The organism is Nocardiopsis sp. TRM 82005 (genome assembly GCF_056312425.1).
On sequence record NZ_JBWDTQ010000015.1, the window covers coordinates 174523 to 194718 of the forward strand.

A 20196-nucleotide genomic window follows, 5' to 3' on the forward strand; every position below is an offset into this window, starting at 1 on the left:
GTTAACCAAGGTGAAGGCAGTGCGTGGTGAGGAACCATGGAAAAGGTACGCGGACCCGACACGGCTGCGAGCCCGGAACGGCCGGGGTTCCACGGCCGGGCAGGGGTATCGGCCCCTTCCCGACCGGGAACCTCCACGCCGGTAAACGCTGCGCACCGACCGAAAGATTCATCCGGGTTCCGGACCTGGAACACCCCGGACAGGCTCCCGGTGGGACCGCTGTGGGCTCGCGGTGCCTTCCGCCTCCCTCCGGCGGCGGGTGGCGGTCACCGGATCTCAGGCACCGGTACCGTCGGCCTCCCCGTCCTTGTCACCCTTCGGGCTCCCAGGGGTTCCGGTCCCGTTCTCCTCGGATTCGGCCCCCTCCTCCTCGGGCTCGGGGTTGATCCGCATGGCGGCCGCCGCGTCCGGACCGGCCTCCAGCAGCACCCGGAAGCCCTCCTCGTCCAGGACCGGCACTCCCAGCTTGACCGCCTTGTCGTACTTGGAGCCGGGGCTGTCGCCGACCACCACGAAACCGGTCTTCTTGGACACCGACGACGTGGCCCGGCCGCCGCGCTCGGCGATCGCCTCCTTGGCGCCGTCGCGTGTGAAGTGCTCCAGGGAACCGGTCACCACGGCGGTGACCCCCTCCAGGTGGCGCGGCCGGGAGCCGTCGTCCTCGTCCTCCATGCGCACCCCGGCGTCGGCCCACTTGCGCACGATCTCGGTGTGCCAGTCCACGGCGAACCACTCCTGGATCGAGGCCGCGATCGCCGGACCGACACCGTCCACCGCCGCCAGATCCTCCTCGCTGGCCGCGCGGATGGCGTCCATGGAGCGGAAGTGGCGGGCCAGGTCCTCGGCCGCGCGCGGGCCCACGTGCCTGATGGACAGCGCCACCAGCACCCGCCACAGCGGCTTGGACTTGGCCTCCTCCAGCTGCTCGAACAGCTTCTCGACCGTCTTCTTGGGTTCGCCCTGCTTGTTGGCGAAGAAGGACACCACCTTGGGCTCGCCCGTCTTGGGGTCGGTCTTGGGCTCGGTGGTGTCGGGATCGAGCACGTGGGTGCGGATGGGCAGCAGCTTGTCGACGGTGAGGTCGAACAGGTCGCCCTCGTCGCGCAGCGGCGGTTCGGCGGGCTCCAGCGGCTGGGTGAGGGCGGTGGCGGCCACGTAGCCCAGCGCCTCGATGTCCAGGGCCTTGCGGCTGGCCACGAAGGACAGGCGCTCGCGCAGCTGGCCGGGGCAGGACCGGGTGTTGGGGCAGCGCAGGTCGACGTCGCCCTCCTTCTGCTGGCCGAGCCTGGTACCGCACTCGGGGCAGAACTCGGGCATGGTGAAGGCGCGCTCGGTGCCGTCGCGGCGGTCGACCACCGGGGCGACGATCTCGGGGATGACGTCACCCGCCTTGCGCAGCACGACGGTGTCGCCGATGAGCACGCCCTTGCGCTCGACCTCACGGGCGTTGTGCAGGGTGGCGAACTCGACCTCGGACCCGGCCACGACCACCGGCTCCATGACGCCGTAGGGGGTGACGCGCCCGGTGCGGCCCACACCCACCTTGATGTCGAGCAGGCGGGTGGTGACCTCCTCGGGCGGGTACTTGTAGGCGATCGCCCAGCGCGGGATGCGGCTGGTGGAGCCCAGGCGGCGCTGGAGGGCGAAGTCGTCGACCTTGATGACGATGCCGTCGATCTCGTAGGCGGGCTCGTGGCGGTTGGCCGAGTAGTGGGAGACGTACTCGCGGACCTCGTCCATGGTCCCGACGACCCGGTAGAGGTCGCTGACCGGCAGGCCCCACTCCCCCAGCAGGCGGTAGGCCTGCGACTGGCTGGTGAAGGCCACGTCATCGCCGCCGTCCCGCGCCGGTGAGTACGCGCCGACCCCGTGCACGATCATCGACAGCGGCCGGGTGGCGGTGACGCGGGGGTCCTTCTGCCGCAGCGACCCGGCGGCGGCGTTGCGCGGGTTGGCGAAGGGGGTGTGCTCCCCCGATGCGGTGATGCGCTCGTTGAGCCTGCCGAAGTCCTCCACCGGCAGGAAGACCTCGCCCCGTACCTCCAGCAGCTCCGGGGCGGGGCGCACGCTCTCGTCCAGCCGCTCGGGGATGGTGTCGATGGTGCGCACGTTGAGTGTGATGTCCTCGCCGACCCGGCCGTCGCCGCGGGTGGCCGCGCGCACGAGGCGCCCCTTCTCGTACACCAGGTCCACGGCCAGGCCGTCGATCTTGAGCTCGCACAGGTAGCCGTTGACGGGCACCTCCGCGCTGGCGCGGTCGGCCCAGGCGTTGAGCTCGTCGACGTCGAAGGCGTTACCCAGACTCTCCATCCGCACCAGGTGCTCGACCGCGGCGAAGTCGACGCTGATGGGCGCGCCGACCTTCTGGGTGGGCGAGTCCTGGGTGACCAGGGCGGGGTAGGACTCCTCGATACCGCGCAGCTCGCCCATGAGGGTGTCGTACTCGGCGTCGGAGACGACAGGCCTGCCCAGGTAGTACCGGTAACTGTGGTCGTCCAGTTCCTGGCACAGCTCCGTGTGCCGGGCGCGTACCCCGTCGGGGATGTCGGTGGTGGTGTCGGGAGCGCTCACTCGCTACCTTTCTGCTCTCGTGCTCGCCTGCTGCGGTCGCGGACTCCCGGCGCCTGTACGCGGGGCTCGTCCCGCAGTTACACGCGGGGCTCGTCCCGCAGCACCCGGGCACCGGCGCGGGCGACGGTCAGTGCCTCCCGCGCGTGCTTGGGCGAGGCGCCTGCGAGCCCGCACGTGGGCGTGGTGACCACCGCGCGGGAGAGCAGGTCAGGGGAGAATCCCAGCCGGTTCCACAACTCGCGAACAGGATTGACAGTAGCGGCGGGGTCGGACATTCGGGCGGGCTGGCCGAGGTCGCCCCCGTCGGTGGACGGGACCACTCCCAGCAGGAGTCCGGTGCCCGCCTCCACGGAGGTGCCGACCGTCTCGTCGTGGTCGCGGGTCAGGAGGCCGGCGTCGAGGCTGAGCACCTGTGCGCCGCTGCGCCGCAGGAGGTCGATGGGCGCGCCGGGGGCGCAGCAGTGCGCGGCGGGGACGGCCCCGGCGTCGGCGATCGCGGCGAAGAGGGCGCGCAGGACGGCCTCGACGCGGACCCGGTCGACCGCGGGCAGGCGGCCGTAGCCGCTGGCTGTGGGCAGGGATCCGAGCAGGACCGCTGGCAGGGAGGGCTCGTCGACCTGGACGAGGATCCGTGCACCGGGAACCCGCTTGCGGACCTCGGCGATGTGGGCGAGGACGCCCTCCAGGTGGGACTCGGCCAGGTCGCGGCAGGCGCCGGGGTCGGACGCCAGGCGCTGGCCGCTCCGCAGCTCGATCGACGCCGCCAGGGTCCACGGCCCGGCGACCTGCGCCTTGAGGGTGCCGGCGAAGTCGTGGGCGTGCTCGGTGAGGGCGTCGAGGTCGTAGGACAGGAGGCTGGCCGCGCGGCCGAGGTCGCGTCCGGGGCTGTCGACGACCCGCCATCCGCTGGGTTGGACCTCGATGGGGAACTCCACCAGGAGGCCTCCGGTGCGGCCGACCATGTCGGCGCCGACACCGCGTTCGGGGAGTTCGGGCAGGTGTGGCAGGTCGGGGAGCTCGCCGAGGATGGTGCGTACGGCCTCGTCGGGGTCCTCGCCGGGCCAGGACCCGATCCCGGTCGAGGAGGCTTCGGGCCAGGGGTAGAGGTGCTGTTGACTCACATTGCCCAAGGTTAGGGCAACGCGACCCGGAGGGGCGCTAGGGCGACACGGGCCGGAGGGGCGCTGTCGGTGGACCGCGCCGGCGTGGAGCAGGAGGTTCCACACCCGTTGATCTTGTACTTATAGCGAGGTTGGACCGCCGAGCCGCGCTATAAGTACAAGATCAACGCCGGACAGGGCCGGTCCGGCACACCTTTACGGTCACGCTCTACGTCGGCTCCTTGGAGTGGGGCGCCGCTGCGGGCTCCGCGGAGCGGACGCGCAGGACCAGTAGGGCCACGACCCCCGCGGCGAGCACGAGCGCGCCGAGCGCCGTCCACGGCGAGTGCAGGAACATGGACCACCAGGTGCCCACCAGACCGCCGATGACCACGCCCCACATGCCCGCCCAGATCAGTGAGCCGACGAACATCGCGGCGAGGTAGCGCGGGAAGCGCATGCGCATGGCCCCGGCGGCCAGGTTGACGGCTGTCTGTACGCCGACGGTGCAAAAGCTCAGGGTGACCACGGGGGCGCCGTAGCGGTCGATGCGCCGCCGGGCGGCGTCCAGCCGGGGGTCGAGCCTGGCGCCCACGCGGCTGCGCTCCACCCCGGCGCCCAGTCCGCGGCCGATCCAGTACGTGGCCTGGGCACGGCACAGGATCACGCCGAGAAGCGTGAAGTAGACGATCCAGAACGGCTGGCCGTCGAGAAAACCGAACTCCGGCATGGGCAGGCTCCCTTACCTCGCCCCGCAACTATGCTATGCCTTACCTAACTTCGGCAAGAGGTCGTGAGCTCCGGGGCGGGGTGGCCCTCCCCACTTCCGCGCCGTACGCCCTCAGACGGAGGCCGCCGCCCTGGACGTCGCGGAGATCGTGGCCGACCCCAGCACCGCGTCCCCCTCGTAGACCACCACGGCCTGGCCCGCGGCCACACCCGTGGCGGCCTCGGCCAGCCGGACCGTCAGCTCGGGGCCGTCCTCGCCCTCGTGCTGCCACACGGTGGCCGGGTAGACCTCCCCGTGTGCGCGCAGCTGCACTCGGCACTCGGTGGGCTCGGTCAGGGGCTCGGACCCGCTCCAGACCGGGCGCACCCCGGTGATGGAGTCCACCCGCAGTGAGGCGCGCGGCCCCACCGTGACGGTGTTGTCGACCGGCTCGATGGACAGCACGTATCGGGGATGGGGCGCCCCGCCCAGGCCCAGGCCCTTGCGCTGGCCCACGGTGAAGGTGTGCGAGCCGTTGTGCGAACCCACCACGTTGCCGTCCTCGTCCTGGATCGGCCCGGGCTTCTCGCCGATGCGCCGGTTGAGGAAGCCCGCGGTGTCGCCGTCGGCGATGAAGCAGATGTCGTGGCTGTCGGGCTTGTCCGCCACCGACAGGCCGCGCCGCTCAGCCTCCGCGCGCACCTCCTCCTTGGTGCAGTCGCCCAGCGGGAAGATCGCGTGCTCCAGCTGCTCGGCGGTGAGCACGCCCAGTACGTAGGACTGGTCCTTGGCCTCGTCCACGCTGCGCACCAGGCGGCCGTCGATCTTGCGGACGTGGTGGCCGGTGGCCACGGCGTCGAAGCCCAGTGCCACGGCCCGGTCCAGGACTGCCTCGAACTTGATCTTCTCGTTGCAGCGCAGGCACGGGTTGGGCGTGTTGCCCGCCTCGTACTCGGCGACGAAGTCCTGCACGACCTCGCGGTCGAACTCCTCCGACATGTCCCACACGTAGAAGGGGAGGCCGATGACGTCGGCGGCCCGGCGGGCGTCGTGGGAGTCCTCCACGGTGCAGCAACCGCGCGCACCCGTGCGATAGGACTGTGGGTTCTTGGACAGCGCCAGGTGAACGCCGGTGACGTCGTGGCCCGCCTCGGCCACCCGGGCCGCGGCAACCGCGGAATCGACTCCGCCGGACATGGCGGCCAGTACACGCAAAGTCATAGTGCGTCCAGCGTATGCGCCCGCCGGAGGTAGCTGCCACGCCCGGGCGGAGACGCTCCCGGGCCGAAAACGGCGAGGGTGGTCATCCGGTTCTGCCAAAATCAGGACATGGCTCTGTTCCGTCGTCGCCGCTCCGCCGACTCCACCACCGCCTTCACCGATTTCTGGGACGCCTGGCCCTCCGTACGCGAGGCGCTCGCCAGCGCGGTCGAATCGGACCAGCCCGTAACCACCGAGGTCGCCGAACGCGTCACCGCCCTGGTCCACGCGGTCCACCCCGACATGGACTGGGAGGTGGGCGCCGCGCCGAAACCCGGTGGCGGTGGTCTGGAGGACCTGGACCTGTCAACGGATGTCGACCCCAACAAGCTCCTGGAGCAGTTGGCGGCGATGGACGATCCCTCGAGGCTCGAGGGCCCCGCCTACGCCCTGACCCTGCGCCCGGGTGCCTCGGAGGAGGCCCGCGTCCAGTCCGAGCGCTGGGCCCGCTCCGCGCCCGGGGACGACCAGTGGCTGTTCCAGCCGGTGCGCCCCGCCGACCACGACCAGCTGTCCTCCACCGTCCGCTGGGACGACCAGGAACTGGACCTGTCGCACGCGTCGGTGTCCATGCGGGTCGACCACGCCACCGGCAAGGTCCAGGTGGGCGTGTACCACCCCGACAACATGTTCCTGTCCGAGCAGACGCGCGAGCGCCTGGCCGAGCACGTGACCCTGCTGGCGCTGGGCGAGGACGACCTGGTCAGGTGGATCGGGAAGACGGCACCGCTGGACGAGCCGCCGCTGGACCCGCTGCCGCCCACATCGATGCCCGCCGTGGTGCGGCAGATGGCCGACATGCTCGGCGGCTCCGGCGGGTGGGTGACACTGCACGGCCGCGTCCCGTTGCAGGGCACGGTGGAGATCCTGCTGCGCCACCCGCTGACCCGGCGCGACTTCCCGGCGTTCTCCCTGTTCGTGCAGGTGGTGGTGCCGTACACGCACATGGACGAGGACAAGCTGCCCACCGACACGTCCGCCTCGGCCCTGGACGACCTGGAGGCCCGGATCACCAGCGTGCTGGGAGACAACGGCGCTCTGTTCATGCGCCAGACCGTGGGCGGCAGGCGCGACTACCGCTACTACCTGGACCCGGAGTCGGGCGTGCTGCCCGAGTTCGAGGCCGTGCTGACGGACTGGCCGGAGGGCGAGACCAAGCTGCGCAGCCAGATCGACCCCTCCTGGTCACAGTTCAACGCCGCCCGTAGGCCGTTCCGCCGCCAGCTGGGCGAGTAGGGGCCCTCCCCTTCCGCGGGCGGGTCCCAGCGAGGGACCGCCCCCCCCCGGGACGGCCCCCGGAACACGGTTTCCGGTGGGAGAGCCGTGTCCTGGGACCTCCCGGGGAGGCGACGAACGGGTTTCTCCGGACGGAACACCGGCCGTTGGCCCGAGGCAGATCCCGGGGTGCGGGGTTCAAGGCGAAACCCGTGCCGAGCATCTGGTCCACAAGTCCCGACAGGCGTAACGTGTCATTCCCCCCAGGAGGGTGATGCGGTCTGATGGACGGTGTGCTGCCACGGGTGCCCGCGGGCCGGCCCCGGGTCTCCGCGGTCGGCGCGGTCCTCATCCTGTGCCTGGTGGGTGCTCCGCTGATGTCCCTGTTCCCCGTCGGGGTGTGGGACACCGCCCGCGCGCTGACGATGAGCGGTGCGGGGCAGGGGGTCCTTCTGCTCGCGCCGGTGGTCGCCGGGGCCGTCCTGCTGATGTTCTGGCTCGGTTTCCAGTGGCTGAACAGGTCCGGGGCGGACCACCCCGCCTCGTCGGCCGCCCTGGTGACGGCCACCGCCATGGCCACGCCCGTGGTCGTCACGTTCCTGGCGCCGGAGGCCACACCGCTGCCCGGGGGGACGACCGTCAACACCGCCTTCCTGACCGGGTCGATCACCACGCTGGGCATGGGCGCGGCGGCGCTGGCCCGGAGGCCGCCGGACCGCTGGCAGCCGGGGGTGCTGCCTGCCCTGGTGGTGGTCACCGCCCTGCTCGCGGCGCTGCCCCACGTGTCCGACCAGGTACGCGGGCACGCGGCCGACGAGCGCTCGCGCGCCCAGATCATGTCGTTCCAGCAGACGATCGCGGTGCTGGACCACACGGACTGGTCGCTGACCCACGTGCACGAGGTCCACGGTGGGCTGCGCCTGACCTACCGCAACGCGGACGGTGCTCCGCTGCACGTGCTGACCTGGGACGAGAGGTACTCGGCGGGCCCGGGCGCCCACGCGGAGTGCGGCTTCCCCGGGGTGTGGTGCCGCGACCTGGAGGGGTCGGTGGTCGTGCACCACTCCGACGGCCACCCGAGCGAGCTGCGGGTACACCTGGACGACGGCACGGTGGCGATCCTGCTCCCGCAGCCGGGCACGGCCGCCGACCTGGCCGAGGTGGCCCGGGCCCTGCGCCCCGAACAGCCCGGAGAGCGCACCGCCCTCGTGGAGTCCGTCACCACGTGACCTCGTCGGGACGTATCCCTAACCTGTGCCGCAGTCGACGTAGTCGTCGATGCTCGCCCCGTACTCCTCACCGCTCGCGACCTCCTCACATCACGTGACCTCGTCGGGACGACCTGTACCGAGAACGCGTCCGGCCGGAAAGGGGGCGATCAGGTCAGGCCCAGAAGTACCTGCCGACCCTCGTCCCCCTCCTCCGCGTAGTCGAGGACGACGGCGCCGGGGACGGCGGTGGTGGAGAGATCGGCTTCGGCGTCCTCGATACCGGCTCGGCTCACATCGATCACGACCAGGTCATCTCCGGACCCCCAGCCGTGGAACCAGATCTCCGCGTCCGGCCCGAGGGAGTGCTCACCGTGGTTGACGATGCCCTCCGCCAGGACGATCGAGTCGTCCGTCCTCAATCCGGTCACCTCGGAGGCGCCTGGTACCGCCTCCGTGGGGTTGGGCAGGGTCTCCAGCGTTGTTCCCGCAGAATCCTCGCGTCGGTACTCGCCGTCCTGGGCGTACCAGACCACGACGGACCCGTCCTCCAGCGCTCCGATGACCGCGCCCTCCCGCTCTCCGACGACCTCACCCGTTGACGTGTCGAAGACGACGTTGGGGGAGTTCAGCGTCCTCATCACCAGGTGCCGGTCGGAGAGAGGCTGGAGAAGCCGGTCGTCGATGGACTGGAAGGCGGCGACGCCGAGGTCCTCCTCGAAGCGCCACAGCTCCCCACCCGTTCGCAGATCGCGGCCGACCAGGCCGGAGATGACGACGTCGCCCTCCTCCCGGGTGTAGGTGAAGTCGCGTACCACGCTCGGTGCGCAGGTGAACGCCTCCACGACCACGTCGTCGAGGACGACCGCGTCGTCGGTGCTGCTGTTCAGACCGTCGGCGGTGGTGCACTCGGCCGGCTCCTCGCGGGTCCACACCGGGTCGCCCGTCTCCAGGGAGAGCGCCGTCAGCGCGGGTCCTTCGGAGGAGCGGACGACCATGGTCCCCTCGTCCACGGCCCGGTGGAAGGACCCGGTGTCGATTCCGGCGCCGTCACCGTCCACCGCATCGCGGGCCGACTCCTGCACGACTTCGCCCGTGGACGGGTCGAACGCGAGCAGCACAGGACCGCTCTCGGGTTCGTCGACCTCCAGCGCCAGGTAGTCGCCGTCATGCGAGGCGTACGCCGCCAGGGCGGTCTCCTGGGCGCGGTACCGCCACAGCTCCTCACCGGTGTCCCCGGCGAGCACGACGTAGCCGTCATCGAGTACGACGGCCACCCCCGTGGGCACGGGAACGGTACCGACGACCCGGGCGCCCTCCGGCGGCCGCCACTCCCAGCCGACCTGCTCGACCCGCTCCGGGTAGGCCAACTCCTGGACCTCGTCGCTGGTGGTGTGACCGGAGCCGGAGGAGAGCCCGCACCCGGCCAGCGGCAGGAACGCGGCCGCGCAGACCGCGGCCAGCGGGGAAGCTGTTCTCACACTCCGTATACGCACTGCCTGTCGGTCTCCTACAGCTCGCCGGTACCGCAGTCGACGTAGTCGGCGATGCTCTCCTCATACTTCTCAAGAGTGTCGAAGGCCCCCTGGAACTCATCGGTGTAGGCCTCGACGAACTCCTCACCATTCACGGTCTCCTCGCACCACGTGACCTCATTAAGGTAAAAGGAATTATATAGCGATTGGTCGAGTTGGTTAATGCTTGGCGCGGCACCGGTTCGCCACTCATCCTCGTCCAGTTCAACATAGTATCCTTCCCCCCTCTGACGAATAATCCTGGCGTCTACCAGCATCTCTCTTGAATCGTCGTCAATATTTTCCATAACTTCTACTGGACCGCTCTCAGTGAACATACGATCCAGCGTCGCCACCATCAACTGGCGTTCAACCCAGATGAAACTGACGTATTCCCCACTCGACGCACCTGTTTCCTCATGAGAAGGAATACCGTCAGCCCCCTCGGTCGAGCACGAGACCAATAGCAGAGCGGCGGCCAGTACAGGAGGAAGGAGAGCGGGCATCCGAAACCGACACAGAGAGGATTTCAGACAATCACCACGAGGCACCGTGGAAATTAAAATATCGATGACGTTTTTCATTATTCGCCATCCTCCGCATTTCTCTGCTCCCTTTGCTCTTCGAAGAAGTTATTTGTGTCGTTATATGTACTTGTGAAGGTCCCAGTGAAATCATCCACCCTTTCCCCTCCGGGCTTAGTTCGCCCATCACTCGTCGTTATTTCGATGTCGTCCATAATATTTCCGAGAGCGTCATCCATATCGTGCAGCCCATCCCCGGACCGCGCGTCACTCACCCAGTTGCCCAAATCTTTCTCCACTGTCAAACTCGTGGAGGAGTCCAGAACGAATTCCTCATCAATGTCCTCAGTGGTGAGTACCTTTCCGTCTCTTTCAATGGTGAGGGCACCGCCTTCCACCAGAGTACTGAACTCATCTGGGCGGATAACATTGTTGAGCTCTTCAGCGTTTTGCTTGGATACGTAATCCAATGCCTCAAGCTGGAAGTTCTGCTCGATATACTCGGTACTGGTGTAGGTGGGATTACGGGAAGACACGTCGAACTCACCATCGATGATCGCGTCCACGATACTGTCCGATGCCAACCCCATGCCCTCGGACAGAGCCGTACCGATAACTGGAACCTTACCCGCCAAGTTTCCGGCCTCATCGACCACGAACCCAGCGATTGCCTTATCCCGATCCACTTGCTCACCAAGATCAGCGTATCGGTCCTCTGCGTCCAGTTTGAGTGCTTCCTCCAACAGCCCTTGAATGGTGCCTGCCCCACGAGCCGTACCCTTTTCCTGGCCAGTTTCCATAAAGGCAGCAGACTCGATCTGTTGATATACATCGACAGAACTGACGACGTGCCCCGCCGTTTCGTCATTTCCCATCAAGTACTGCATGAACATCGCACGTTCCTGCGGACCCATCTCAACCATCCTGGTATCAGGTTCGTAATCACCGACTCCTCCTATGGGTGCGCCCTCGGCTCCCCACACACTTCCTTCGGCGAAGCTGTGGATGTGTGCGTCGAAGATGCCCGCGAGGCCGTTCGCCAACTCGGTGTTGAAGTGGGTGAAGGACGCGTTCTCGTACTCGTACTCGCCCTCGGTGACGTGGACCCCCGTGTTGATGAGCGACTCGTGCATGTCGGGATCGGTCATCATCTCCATGAAGGCAGCGAAACCCTCCCCAGCCTTTTCGACCTCCTCGGGATCATCGCTGCTCATGTCCTCGGCCAACCAGTCGATCAGCCCGGAGGCGGCCTCCCCGTCGTCGTGCCACTCGTAGGTGAACAGGCCCTCGACCACGTTCGTCCGCTCTTCCTCGGTGTAGTTCACGCCCAGGTCGGTGTAGTCCACGCCCGATCCGGAACCGTCCGTGCCCAACGCGGGGTGGTCCGCGTACGGGTCGGTGTCTGGATGCTCGCCGGTGAGTACGTAGTAGTTGGCGTCCTCGTTGCGGGCAGCCACATCGACCAAGGGAGTCATATCCTCCGAGGCCAGCAAGTCGCTGTCGCCGATGCGGTGCGCGTAGGTGCCCGAGGACATGGACAGGTTGACCGACATTTCGTAGCCGCCCTGGATGTCTTCGTTGGTGTGCCGCAGCATCTCGGACAGGGCCGGTGCGTCATTCGCGTAGAGAGGCCAGGAGTAGGGCACCTCGTCTTCCCCGGGCTCGTAGAACTGCGGGCCCTCGACCGCCCGGCGCACGCTTCTCGGCAGGTCCTCGTAGCTTCCACCGAGACTCTCGTCGGACAGGGCGAGCAGACCGTCGCCCAGCATGCCGAGCGCGTGCTCGCGCTCCTCGTCGGTGAGGTGGTCGCCCTCCATCTGCTCGGGGATGCCCAGCACACCCATGCTGTTGGGGTCGTCTCCCTCCAGGGTGTCGTAGAACTCCTGGAGGAAGTCCATCTCCTCGGACCGGTAGGACGTACCGCCCTGCTGGGCCTGCATTGCGTTGCTGCCGATCATGCTCATCATGAGCATCAGCTCGTGGTAGCGCTCGTCGATGGGCTTGTCACCGGACCAGTAGGAGGAGAGCTCGTCGGCCCACTCCTCGGCGTTCTCCTGGGTCAGCTCCTGGCCGTCCACGAGCATCGTGTAGCGGCTCGGGTCGAGGTTGTAGAAGGCCCAGGAGTTGATGCCCGCGTCGATGAGCTCCTGCACGTTGGCCTTGGTCGGGCCCTCCCGCAGCTTGTCGGCGACCTCCTCGGCGTGGTCCTCGAAGTTCTTGTAGTTGGTGCGCTCTCGTTCCTCGAGGTCCGCCAGCTTGGAGGCGACCTCGTCGTAGAGGTCGCGGCACTTGCTGGCGTCGCTGATACCGAACAGTCCGCCGCGCTCGGGGTGGGTGGCGGTGATGGTCTGCCCCTGGAAGTCGGCCGGGACCTCGTCTTCCTTGGCGGTACGGAAGTCGAACCACTCGGAGTTCTGGTCCGAGCGCTCCTCCTTGAAGTCCTCCACGTACTGCGCCCACAGTTCGACCATGGAGGAGGCGTAGGTGATCGCCACACCGGCGTCCCGCCAATACTGGTAGTCCTCCTCGGTCAGCCCCTTGATGTTCCAGCCGATGAGGTCGGTGAACTGTGTGGCGGCGGAACCGAACTGTCCGGTCAGATCGTCGGCTCTTCCCAGCAGCCGGGCTTGGAGGACGTCCAGTTCCTCCATACGCGCTCTGATCGTCTCGGGGTTGGCCGTGGTGGTACGCGCTTGGAAGGTGAGGTCGAAAGTAGCCATGGCTCACTTGAGAGAGAGGGAGGGAAGGAAGGGGAGGAGGGGGAGAAGGGGTGGGCGAGGGGGTCAGAAGTTGACGTCGAGGTCCCAGGGGGTGTCGTACTCCTCAGCCGCCTCCAGGTCGTTCTGGGCCGTCTCGGAGGCACCGGCCTGGATGTTGGTGGCCAACTGCAAGCCGTGCTGCTGCGCCGCGACGATGGCCGGGGAGTACTCCTCCTTGTAGGCGCGCAGGGCCGATTCGACCTCGTCGCGCTGGGCGACGGTCTCGGCGTCCTCCATGACCAGGTCGAACATGTCGGCCAGTCCCGCCATGGCCTCGGCGAGGGTTTCGGCGAGCTCACCGCCCTCAAGGGCCTCGATCGGGTTGGCGCCGGCCTCGCCTGACATGTGGCACTCCTTCGAGCATGAATGGGGGTCTATGAGCGGGGATACTCTGTAAATTAGCAGTTCCGCACGATGACGATCACCCCGCCCTCAGACGACAAACACGCTGAAAGCGCCGGTCAGATGTGGTATCTGCCGGTTTCTGATCTTCTGGAGGCAGTGACCGATTTCGGTCGCGGGGGCGCAGTCCCGGTGCGCAGACGCCAATGCCTTGGCCTGGGGCCGCTCCCCGCGCGCACAGGGAGCGGCTGGAAAGCAGAAAGGCGCCCCCGGTCGAACCGGGAGCGCCTTTTCGTCTCCGAGGGCAGGCGGTGTCGGCAGCACCGTCCGGAGCGGGAGGACGGGCCGGGCCGACTAGGGCCTGCCCGGAAGGCCGTGCTTCAGCCGTTCTCCTTCTGGATGCGCTGAACGAGCATCTGCTTGCCCTGGTCACCGGCCTTCTTGTTGTTCTCCTGAATCTGGCGGAACCACCGGGCGAGCTCCTCGTCGCCCTGGCGCTCCGCGTCCTGGATGTAGGTCTCCAGCTTCCAGACGTTCTCCAACGACTGGTGAACCGCCCAGACCAGGTTGTAGTTCTTGTCCTTCAGCGGGCTCTCCGGCTCCGAAGCCATGACAACCTCCTTGGTGTCGTGCTTTCTGCTGCCGCGAACCCCCTGCCCGAACTGGCCTGGGGGTACACACCGCTACGGGCGATGACGTTCAGTCCTTGCCGACTCTTGGCCCAAGCCGGGGCGGGAGCCCGTGCACGGGTGCGCGTGAGGGCGCCTCGTCCGGTGCGTCGACCGGCGCGGAGCCCCCTCTGGGGAGCGGGCTCTTGGCGGTGGTGTGCTCGGCGGTGTCGCGGCGCTCCTGAGCAGCAGTGGATGCGGTCAGACGCTGGGCGCCGCCGGGCTACTCGGCCGCCGCGGTGTAGTAGCGGGGCGCATCACTCCAGGAATGGTAGGAGGGCTCCAACCGGTCGGAAATGCCGTGGCTGTTTCCCCCGCGCCTGGCGACGCTCAGGGGAAACAGCCACGGCGTGCGGTGCTGGTGCCGATGCTGGGTCAGACGGCAACGGAAAAGCGCGTGCCCCTGCCCGTATCGGTGGTGGTGGCCGGACGTACCCCGGGGCGAACGCCGATCCGCTGAGCCCACGGGCGGGCGGCGGGCGGGTCGGTGTGCGACCACAGGAGCACCAGGAGTGCGTCAAGGTCGGGGGCTTCCTCCAGGCCTGCGGGTGTGGCGATCCAGAACGACTGGGTGGCCTCGCCCCACCAGACGATCAGGTGGCGGTGACGGGCCTGGATGGCGGCGGCCTGGGCGTGCTCGACGGCGAACTCGGACCGGTGGCCGCCCAGGCGGGGCAGGCGCTGGGCGCGGCGGGTTCGGCAGGAGGGGTGGTCACACGAGGGAAGGGACTGCGCCGCAGGCGTCCGCTGGGGGTGGTGGAGGGCGTCGGGCGGGCAGACCGGGCCGACGAGCGGCCTCCGGCGCGGCAGCATCGGGAAGGAATGGAAGTCGTCGGAGCGGCGGGACGAGGGGATAGGCTGACGCATCAGATCCTCTTTTCCTTACATATGCACGTGTTGGGTGTTGGGGATTCAGGGCCCAGGGCAAGCGTTGGCGCGCTTTCCTGGGCCCGTCTCATGTCTTCGACATGTCAGAGCGCGAAGCTCAGTTGATGGCGGGGATGTTCCACCGGCTTCCGGCCAGGTCATAGGCCAGGTAGAACCACACGGTGCGGAACTCCGCGTTGCCGTTGTCGCCCCACTCGGAGGCGAAGGCGTCCACCATCGCCAGGCCACGCCCGGACTCGGCGTCCAGGTCCAGCCCGTTCTTCTTCGGCTTCAGGTGGGCGTCGTGCTTCCTCATCCCTCCCAGATCGCGGCAGGCCAGGTGCAGGCCGGTGCGGTGGCGGTGGACCAGGAGGGTGTAGCTGCCGCCGGGCTGGCCGGACAGCGAGTGCCGGATGGAGTTGTTGGCGAGCTCGCTGCCCAGCAGCGTGAACAGGTACCGGTAGTCGGTGGACCTGGCGGCGGCGCAGGTGTCCAGGAACGCCCGGACCAGAGGCATCACGGCAGGGGTTCCGGCGAAGTCGTAGCGGCGCAGGCGGTAGTGGGGGCGCTCGGGGCAGCGGGTGAAGTAGTGGCGGTGCACCGGCCGGATGAGGCTGGCCAGCGGAACCGTGGCCTCTCCCAGCGCGGACATTGGGGCGTTTGCAGGCATAACGAACACACTCCTTGGCATGGCAGGACACATGAGCAGGGGTTGCGTGGGCCCGTTGGAGGAGTCTCACGGATGCCGTGATGCGCGGAACGGGCAAGGCTTAGCCTGACCAGAAAGAACCCTGAGTTACCTCCTGATCACTGGCTATGCTCCATCTTGGAATCTTGGAATCTCAAAAGTCAAGCGAAACTTAAGATTCCCTTGAACTCTTGCTAGGCTAACCCCATGAAACACGGCTTCAGCCCCACAATTCGCCGACGGCGTCTTGCTCGCATACTCCGCGACTTTCGTGAAGAATCCGGACATACGCTAGATACAGCATCAAAAGAGTCAGGTGTTCCCAGAAGTACCATTGGAAGACTCGAAGGCCCCGAGGGCAAACGCATCCAGACAACCCACCTTGACGCGCTGGCCCGGCTCTACAACATGGGTGAAGAGTCCTGGAGGAGCCTTCACCAACTGGCCAAGGATGCAAGCGAGCGAGGCTGGTGGTCCAAGTACAAGGACGTCTTCAGCTCCAGTGGCCTACCGTCCTTCGAGGTTGAGGCCTCATGCATTCGGACCTACCAAGCCCAGGTGATCCCTGGTCTCCTCCAAACCGCCGCCTACACACGAGCAGTCTTCACGGGCACCAACACGTTTCAGGAAGAGCAGATCCAGCGCCATGTCGACGGCCGGATGAAGCGGCAGGAGATCCTCGAACGCCTCTACCCACCGGAGTACGTAGCGATCATTGACGAAGCCGCGCTACGCCGGTTCGCAGGAGGAGCGGATGTGATGAGAGAGCAACTGGACCACCTCACGACCATGGCACAGCGCCCCAGGATCTCCCTTCACGTCCTGTCCTTCTCCGCAGGGATGCACGCAGCACACCTCGGAAGCTTCCAGATCTTGGAGTTCCCGGAAACAACAGATCCCACCATTGGTTACATGGACACACCAACCTGTAAAATCTTCTCAGAAGAGGATGAAGAGATACGTCGCTATGAGGCCATGTGGCGCGAAGCCCACAATGCTGCACTCACCGCAGCTCAGAGCGTGAGCTTCATCAGGGACATGATTGCATCGCTGGAAGGCACTACATGACCGTTCTCAACTTCAAGAAGAGCAGCTACAGCGGCGCCAGCGAAGACTGCGTAGAGGTCGCCCACATCCCCACAAGCTTCCGCAAGAGCACCTACAGCGGCCAGGGCGTCGACTGCGTGGAGGTAGGCGACCTCCCCTGCGGGGCCGCCATCCGCGACTCCAAGCACCCCGGCGCCGGACACCTCCCCTTCCCCGCCTCCGAGTGGACCACCCTCCTCGACGCCGCTCGCGGCCGGAAGCTCTAGCAGCCCACTACCTCTTCCCGCCCCTCCCCTCCGTCCCTGACCCGGGACGCGCATAACGCATGACACCCGGAAAGTCCCCCTCCTCCAGGGCCTCCGGGTGCTCTGCTGTGTCCGCTGCGTCCTCCTAGTTGGGGGAACCCGACGGCGGCTGGGCGGTATCCCCGCTCCCCTCCCCCGTGCGTTCGACGGCCGGGACGGCCTCCGGGACACCGGCGCCATGCGTGACAAGGGCGGCGTCACGCTCCCGCAGCATCCGCTCCAGGCGCTCGACCTGCTGCCCCAGCTCCACCAGCCGGGTCATGACCGCCTCGTACTGGACCTCCTCCACCTCCTGGCCCTCGGCCCAGCGGAACTCGCTGAGCTCCTGCTCCAGGGAGGTCACGATCACCGCGATGACCAGGTTCAGCATGATGAACGCCGTCAGCACGATGTACAGCACGAAGAAGATCCAGGCCATCGGATGCTGCTCCATCACGGCATCCGAGATGTCCGTCCAGCCCTCCATCAGTAGCCGCAAGACCGGAAACGCTGCGCCCGCGCCATCCGCGCCCACGGACGAGCCCAGCCCCGTACCGTCACAAGGCCATCACTCTGGCTGGTGAAACGGACTTCCCGCACGCACACCAGGCAGTGCGGGTGCGTCGCCACATCATCGATCCGCGCACAGGAAACGCACCGTGGGCCTGCGCGTATGCGGTGACCTCGCTCGACGTCGGCCAGGCCGATGCTGCTCAGGTCGGTGCGCTACTTCGGGGACCTTGGACTACCGAGGCCTGGCACCACGCAAGGACGTTTCGCCGGGCGAGGACGCGTGCAAGGTGCGCTCTGACCATGAGCCGGACGACCTCGCCGCGCTACGAGCAGTCGCCGTCGTGCTGTTGTCCGGCCTGGGAGGCAGGACACCCTGCCCGACGCGATCCGGTGGATGTCGTATGAGGCTTTCAGTCGCCCAATTGGTGTGATCGGGGTGCTGTGACCAGCACGAACATCACCGCTCACCAAGAATGCAACAGCCCTGTTCAACGTCGAGTTCCGTTCACCGCGCCCGACGTACGCGTGAGAACGCAAGGTGAACTCGAACTCATGAGCCAACCCCTCCTGACTGATCCCACGCACGCTATGATAAAAACAAAGAGTGGAGGCAAAACTCTGCTTCATAATGTTGGCGGCATCAGGCACAGATACGAGCCAGTCGCCTTCTTCTCTCATGAAGCAGGGCACTCAAGCACCCTGGACCGGCAGGGTGGACCACACATGTCGTACCCCCCGCCGCGGCAATCCCCGAGAGCAGCGCAGAAAGGAAACGCGCCCCAAGCGCGAACGCCACATGAAAACCAGCAAGAAGATTCTTACCCCGATAGGCTTGCTTTCCGCCGCAGGACTCACCCTGACCGGGTGCAGTTTCGGGCCGGACAGCGTGTATGACTTCACTCAGACCAACTACACGGAACCCGCTACCGAAGTAGCGATCCAGATTCCCGATGACCTTCGCGAAGCTGCCGGAGCTGATGCCGAGGGTCTGTTGGTCACCTCCGCCATCGCGAAGTCTCGTGACCTTGACAGCACACAGTACTGCGTTATCGACCTTGACGTGTCCTACACCGACGGCGCGGTCGAACTGCTGACGGCACCCGCTTACTCTGAGGCGGATGCGGAAGCAGAGGTGCAGGAGCAGCTTGACTTTCTGGCGAGACATCTCGATCTGGAGACATCTGACGGCCTGAAAGAGGCTCTCATGGAGCAGATCCGGGAGGATATTCAGTACGAGATCGACGTTTTGCATAATGACACTGCCGGCGACCTGAGCATCGAAGAATATATCGAGCAGGAGTCCGGTTTCCAATCCGTTGAGAAGGTAGCGATCCATGACATCTGGACGTGGTACACAGAGCGGCTGAGAGAGTGGGACAAACCGTTCCATTTGGCATCCCCGGACACGTTCGATGAGGCTGAGCAGAAGATGAATGAGGGGATCGAGGAGTTCTACGCCGAGAAGGTGGATGAATCGGCACAGGTGCCCGCCTGGGAGAACATTTCCTCTCCACTCGGTGTCGGGTCGTCGTTCTCAATGGACGACTTTGACGAAGCCGATCCTGAACCGGGAGCATACTTCTCGGACGAATTCGAGAACGTGACACTTGTGCGCGACTGTGCGAAGTCTTCGACCGATGAGGACGCGGCATCCAGCTTCCGTTTCCCCGCCGAGACGGAGGACGGGGTCAACACCTTCGCCGAGGTCGATCTCACCGTGATGAAGAACGGTGAGGTCACGGTCGCCAGCAGCGAGGTGGACGGCTACATGGTCGACGCCAACGGCGACTGGATCACAGAGTAAACCGCAGCAGAAGCAGGACTGTCTCAAAGCCAGGGGTGTGAGGCATCAGCACTGACCACAGACCTGTAGCGATCCGGTAGAGGCCCGCACCAACAAGCAACGGAGCCCGCTGGAAGACCAGGGGCTCTCACATCTCTGGCTTCCAAGGGGCTCCGTGACTACTCCTACGCGGACGTGGCTCAGATCGTTGTGGCTGAAACCGGCGAGGCTGACACTCCGGGCGGAGAGGGCCATGTCCTGTGGTCGAACGCTGACGGTTCACTCCAAGGTGCGGTCGTCGTGACGTACACCTGCCGTACCAACAGCGAAGCCTGGTCCGGTGTCCTCGGGCTGCGTTAGAGGTATCAGAGGGCAGCCCCGATGAGCATGGACGGGGCAGCATACCCCCTCCATCACTTCCGTAGTGGTACCGGCCGGAACTAGGCGCTCGGTACTGTTCGGGAGGTCAGACCGTCACTGGTATGTTCTCTGCTGGCCACGGCAGGAAGCCCGAGCCGTCGACAGCGCCAACGTCAGTGCCCCCGACCCCCACCTCCGAGCTAGGAAGAGACATGGCGGAGCTGAAGTACTTCACCGGGGCGATGAACTCGGGCAAGAGCACCATGGCCCTCCAGGAGCACCACTCACGCGGTGGGGAAGGCGTGCTGTACACGAGGCAGGACCGCGCGGGCGAGGGCATCATCTCGTCCAGGCTCGGCCTGAAGTCCCCCGCCGTCGAAGTGACCGACGGCCTGGACCTGTACGACGACGTCGCCGACCGCAAAGCGCCCTACGTCATATGCGACGAGGCCCAGTTCCTCTCCTTCAAGCAGGTGGGCCAGCTCGCGGGCGTCGTGGACGGGATGAAGATCGACGTGTACTGCTACGGGATCCTCACCGACTTCCAGGGGCAGCTGTTCCCCGGCTCCCAGCGCCTGGTGGAGCTCGCCGACAAGATCGAGGTCCTGCCCGTGTCCGCGCGCTGCTGGTGCGGAGGCCGCGCCACCCACAACGCCCGGGTGGTCGACGGCGTGATGGTCTACGTGGGCGAGCAGGTGCACATCGGCGGCAACGAGTCGTACGCGACCCTGTGCCGCCACCACTTCATGGCCGGAGTCGCCTGACTCACTTGGGTTATTCACCG

17 protein-coding genes and 1 pseudogene are annotated in these 20196 nt (G+C 66.7%); 6 read left to right on the top strand and 12 right to left on the bottom strand.

The window, feature by feature from the left end:
- Positions 1 to 276 precede the first annotated feature (276 nt).
- From ligA to mnmA, 4 genes are all read right to left on the bottom strand, one after another.
- A complete protein-coding gene (gene ligA / locus AC0T5L_RS12260) occupies positions 277 to 2571 on the bottom strand; it encodes an NAD-dependent DNA ligase LigA (protein ID WP_476165554.1) in 2295 nt (764 codons plus the stop codon).
- A gap of 77 nt (positions 2572 to 2648) precedes the next feature.
- On the bottom strand, positions 2649 to 3692 hold the full coding sequence (locus AC0T5L_RS12265; RefSeq protein ID WP_476165555.1) for a methionine synthase: 1044 nt from the start codon (positions 3690 to 3692) through the stop codon (positions 2649 to 2651).
- A 208-nt stretch (positions 3693 to 3900) separates the two neighbouring features.
- Positions 3901 to 4401, bottom strand: coding sequence for a DedA family protein (locus AC0T5L_RS12270; RefSeq protein WP_476165556.1), 501 nt, complete (start codon positions 4399 to 4401; stop codon positions 3901 to 3903).
- A 111-nt stretch (positions 4402 to 4512) separates the two neighbouring features.
- Complete coding sequence (gene mnmA, locus AC0T5L_RS12275; RefSeq protein WP_476165557.1) at positions 4513 to 5601, bottom strand: tRNA 2-thiouridine(34) synthase MnmA; 1089 nt, start codon at positions 5599 to 5601, stop codon at positions 4513 to 4515.
- Positions 5602 to 5709: 108 nt separating this feature from the next.
- Here mnmA and AC0T5L_RS12280 point away from each other — a divergent pair, with 108 nt between their 5' ends.
- Together AC0T5L_RS12280 and AC0T5L_RS12285 are read left to right on the top strand one after the other, a co-directional pair.
- Positions 5710 to 6876 (top strand): DUF695 domain-containing protein, encoded by a 1167-nt coding sequence (locus AC0T5L_RS12280; protein ID WP_476165558.1) that lies wholly within the window; start codon positions 5710 to 5712, stop codon positions 6874 to 6876.
- A 263-nt stretch (positions 6877 to 7139) separates the two neighbouring features.
- Positions 7140 to 8084, top strand: a complete 945-nt coding sequence (locus AC0T5L_RS12285) for a hypothetical protein (protein WP_476165559.1) — start codon at positions 7140 to 7142, stop codon at positions 8082 to 8084.
- Positions 8085 to 8233: 149 nt separating this feature from the next.
- Here the strand turns inward: AC0T5L_RS12285 and AC0T5L_RS12290 are convergent, their stop codons facing one another.
- The 7 genes from AC0T5L_RS12290 to AC0T5L_RS12320 form a co-directional block, all read right to left on the bottom strand.
- Positions 8234 to 9544, bottom strand: coding sequence for an outer membrane protein assembly factor BamB family protein (locus tag AC0T5L_RS12290; protein ID WP_476165560.1), 1311 nt, complete (start codon positions 9542 to 9544; stop codon positions 8234 to 8236).
- A gap of 29 nt (positions 9545 to 9573) precedes the next feature.
- Complete coding sequence (locus AC0T5L_RS12295; protein ID WP_476165561.1) at positions 9574 to 9915, bottom strand: hypothetical protein; 342 nt, start codon at positions 9913 to 9915, stop codon at positions 9574 to 9576.
- A 245-nt stretch (positions 9916 to 10160) separates the two neighbouring features.
- Entirely contained in the window at positions 10161 to 12821 is a 2661-nt protein-coding gene (locus AC0T5L_RS12300) for a TPR repeat domain-containing protein (RefSeq protein ID WP_476165562.1), read from the bottom strand.
- Positions 12822 to 12884: 63 nt separating this feature from the next.
- Positions 12885 to 13205 (bottom strand): hypothetical protein, encoded by a 321-nt coding sequence (locus tag AC0T5L_RS12305; RefSeq protein WP_476165563.1) that lies wholly within the window; start codon positions 13203 to 13205, stop codon positions 12885 to 12887.
- Positions 13206 to 13582: 377 nt separating this feature from the next.
- On the bottom strand, positions 13583 to 13813 hold the full coding sequence (locus AC0T5L_RS12310) for a hypothetical protein (protein ID WP_476165564.1): 231 nt from the start codon (positions 13811 to 13813) through the stop codon (positions 13583 to 13585).
- A 432-nt stretch (positions 13814 to 14245) separates the two neighbouring features.
- On the bottom strand, positions 14246 to 14737 hold the full coding sequence (locus AC0T5L_RS12315; protein ID WP_476165565.1) for a hypothetical protein: 492 nt from the start codon (positions 14735 to 14737) through the stop codon (positions 14246 to 14248).
- Positions 14738 to 14855: 118 nt separating this feature from the next.
- Positions 14856 to 15407, bottom strand: a complete 552-nt coding sequence (locus AC0T5L_RS12320) for an ATP-binding protein (protein ID WP_476165566.1) — start codon at positions 15405 to 15407, stop codon at positions 14856 to 14858.
- A 225-nt stretch (positions 15408 to 15632) separates the two neighbouring features.
- Between AC0T5L_RS12320 and AC0T5L_RS12325 the strand changes: the two genes are divergently transcribed.
- Positions 15633 to 16493 (top strand): helix-turn-helix domain-containing protein, encoded by an 861-nt coding sequence (locus AC0T5L_RS12325; RefSeq protein WP_476165567.1) that lies wholly within the window; start codon positions 15633 to 15635, stop codon positions 16491 to 16493.
- On the top strand, positions 16490 to 16738 hold the full coding sequence (locus AC0T5L_RS12330) for a DUF397 domain-containing protein (protein WP_476165568.1): 249 nt from the start codon (positions 16490 to 16492) through the stop codon (positions 16736 to 16738). The genes AC0T5L_RS12325 and AC0T5L_RS12330 overlap by 4 nt, the downstream gene beginning before the upstream one ends.
- Before the next feature lie 124 nt (positions 16739 to 16862).
- On the opposite strand, the pseudogene AC0T5L_RS12335 reads toward AC0T5L_RS12330, so the two are convergent.
- Positions 16863 to 17252 (bottom strand): annotated as a pseudogene (locus AC0T5L_RS12335) (ion transporter); the annotation flags it as partial.
- A 693-nt stretch (positions 17253 to 17945) separates the two neighbouring features.
- On the opposite strand from AC0T5L_RS12335, the gene AC0T5L_RS12340 reads away from it, so the two are divergent.
- Positions 17946 to 19073 carry a hypothetical protein gene (locus tag AC0T5L_RS12340; protein ID WP_476165569.1) on the top strand — a complete coding sequence of 376 codons (1128 nt, stop codon included), beginning with the start codon at positions 17946 to 17948 and terminating at the stop codon, positions 19071 to 19073.
- 551 nt (positions 19074 to 19624) lie between these two features.
- Positions 19625 to 20176: a thymidine kinase gene (locus AC0T5L_RS12345; RefSeq protein ID WP_476165570.1), complete on the top strand. Its 552-nt coding sequence runs from the start codon at positions 19625 to 19627 to the stop codon at positions 20174 to 20176.
- Positions 20177 to 20196: the final 20 nt, after the last annotated feature.